The sequence below is a fragment of the Nocardia sp. NPDC060220 genome (assembly GCF_042727815.1).
In the GTDB taxonomy this organism is placed as follows: domain Bacteria; phylum Actinomycetota; class Actinomycetes; order Mycobacteriales; family Mycobacteriaceae; genus Nocardia.
On sequence record NZ_JBHWZY010000881.1, the window covers coordinates 1 to 2,784 of the forward strand.

At 68.8% G+C, this 2,784-nt stretch carries 1 protein-coding gene; it reads left to right on the forward strand.

Going from position 1 to position 2,784, the window contains the following annotated elements:
* The first annotated feature begins 117 nt into the window (after positions 1-117).
* A complete protein-coding gene (locus ACFWF3_RS31170; protein WP_379317311.1) occupies positions 118-2,757 on the forward strand; it encodes an amino acid adenylation domain-containing protein in 2,640 nt (879 codons plus the stop codon).
* The last annotated feature ends 27 nt before the right edge of the window (positions 2,758-2,784 follow it).

Below are 2,784 nucleotides of genomic sequence, written 5' to 3' on the forward strand. Positions count from 1 at the left end.
GAGCCGAAGACCACCGTCCGGCCGACGAAGCCGCGCTGGTGCACGGCGCGCACAGCACCCATCGTGCTGCCGCCCGACTCTCCGTAGAAGGCGTCGACCCGAGGCTGCGCACTGAGGATGCGGTCGGCGACCTTCCGGCTGCTCGTCACGAATCACCATGTGATCCTGGACGGCTGGTCGATGCCGCTGCTGATGCGAGAACTGCTCGACTACTACGGGTCTCCCGCCCATATCGACTCCGCCGGACCCGCACCCTCCTACCGCGACTATCTGTCCTGGCTGGGGCGGCAGGACACCGCCGCATCCAAGGCGGCATGGGCACAAGCCTTTTCGGATGTCGACGCACCCACCCGGGTGTCGCGCGACGTGCTCGCGACGGGTTCGGTATCCGCCGCCGAAATCGAGGCCGAGCTGACGGCAGATCGTTTCGGAGGTCTCCGTCGAGTGGCAGCCGAGTCGGCCGTCACCATCAATACGGCGGTCGCCGCGGCCTGGGCCCTGAATCTGCGCGTACTGACCGGTGAGACCGATGTGATCTTCGGATCCGCGGTGTCGGGACGGCCACCGGAGTTACCGCGGGTCGAGCAGACGCTCGGCATGTTCCTGACCACGATTCCCGTGCGAGTCCCGCTCGAACCCACCATGACGGTGCGCGAGTTGCTGACCGGCATTCAGGAGCGGCACGCTCGCATGCTGGATCATCACCACATCGGCCTGCCCGAGATTCACCGCAGCGTCGGTCTGCCCGAACTCTTCGACACTGCCGTCACCTTCCAGTCGTTCCCCGTCGACCGGACGGCACTACAGCAACTCATCGAGTCGGCGGGCCTGCGGGTGGACGAACTCAGTGGTGTCGACGCGACGCCGTACCCGCTGAGCCTGGTCGTGGCGCCGAAACAGTCCGTGCACGGCGAAGCACAGGCACCGCGGATCACCCTGCGATTCCACGACCGCACGTTCGGCACCGCGGCGGCGCGCCGGATCCTCGACCGCTTCGTCGAGTTGCTCGGCCGGATCGCCGTCGACGCCGACCTACGGCTGGGTGAGCTGCCGCTCGACCAGGAACCGGGCCCGTCGTGGCCGGTTTCGGGTGCGGAACCGAAAATCCCGGACACGCTGGACCGGATCCTCGCCGCGTGCGCTACCGCCGAACCCGACGCCATCGCCGTGCGATGCGGTGCGACCGCCATGACGTACCGGCAGCTCGACGAGCGATCCGCACGTCTGGCCCGGGTCCTGCTGCGGCACGGCGTCCAGCGGGGACAGGTCGTCGCCTCGGTGCTTCCGCGATCCCTGGCGGCGACGGTGACCCTGTGGGCCGTGGCGAAGACCGGTGCCGCAGTCCTGCCGATAGACCCGACCCTGCCGCCGGAGCGGATCGACTTTCTGCTGTCGGATTCGAAAGCCGTGCTCGGGCTGACCGACTCCTCCGCCGGGGCGCACCTTCCCGATGGCGTCGACTGGCTGATCCTCGACCAGGAGCAGATGCTCGACGCCGCGGATTCGGTTGCCGCGGTGCCGATCACCGATGACGAACGCGGCGGTCCGATCCGGCGGGATCAGACCGTGTACGTGAGCTACACCTCCGGGTCGACCGGTATGCCCAAGGGCGTGCTCGTCAGCCATCGCGGCCTGGCCGATATCGTCGCGGCGCAGCGGCGGATTCTCGGCGTCGACCCGAGTTCGGTGGTGCTGCAGGTAGCCTCGCCCAGCTTCGACGCCTCGGTGTTCGAGTTGTTGATGGCGCACGGCTCGGGCGGCCGACTGGTCGTCTCGCCTCCCGATGTCTACGCCGGACCCGAGCTGGCGGATCTGATCGGCCGCGAACATATCTCGCACGTGGTGATCACTCCCTCTGCGCTGGCCACAGTCTCGTGCGACGGTCTCGACGGGCTGCGCGTGCTGGCGACAGCCGGTGAGCCGGTCGGGCCGGAACTGGTCGATCGGTGGGCGCCGCACCGCACCATGGTCAATCTCTACGGGCCGAGCGAAAGCACGATCTGGGCTACCGCCAGCGACGCACTGGCCCCCGATGCCGCGATCACGATCGGCAAGCCGGTCGGCCCCGTCGCGGTCGTCGTGCTCGATACCTGGTTGCGGCCCGTGCCACACGGTGTCGAGGGCGAGCTGTATCTGTTCGGTCCCGGCTTGGCCGACGGGTACGCCGCCAGGACGGGGTTGACCGCGTCGCGGTTCGTCGCGTGCCCGTTCGCGGAGCCGGGTCAGCGCATGTACCGCACCGGTGACGTGGTGCGCCGTGGCGTCGACGGCGAGATGGAATTCGTGGGGCGCAACGATTTTCAGGTGAAGGTGCACGGCACCAGGATCGAGCTGGGGGAGATCGACGCGGTGCTCGATGCGCGGGCGGATGTGGCGTACGCGGTCACGGTGCCGCGCCGCGACGGCGGGCGAGCGGCGGTGCTGGCGTCCTATGTCGTGCCCGCGCCGGGGACGCAGGTATCGGGCGAGCAGTTGCGTGCGGCACTGGCCGAGGTGCTGCCCCGGTACATGGTGCCGTCCACGGTGATGGTGCTGGACGAGGTGCCGCTGACCGTCAACGGGAAGCTGGATCGCGAGCGGCTGCCCGAGCCGGTGTCCGTCACGCGAGAATTCCGGGCGCCGTCGCCGGGGTTGGAAGAGTTGGTCGCGCGGACATTCGAGCAGGTGCTCGACGTGGACCGGGTAGGAGTCGACGACGACTTCTTCGCGCTGGGCGGCGACTCGATCACCAGCCGGGGCGTCCGGCACACGCGCTGACCTGCAACCACGGCGAATTCGCATCGA

Excerpts from the sequence above, each read along its gene's own strand:
- ACFWF3_RS31170 (WP_379317311.1), top strand. The coding sequence starts at position 118 with ATGCGGTCGGCGACCTTCCGGCTGCTCGTCACGAATCACCATGTGATC.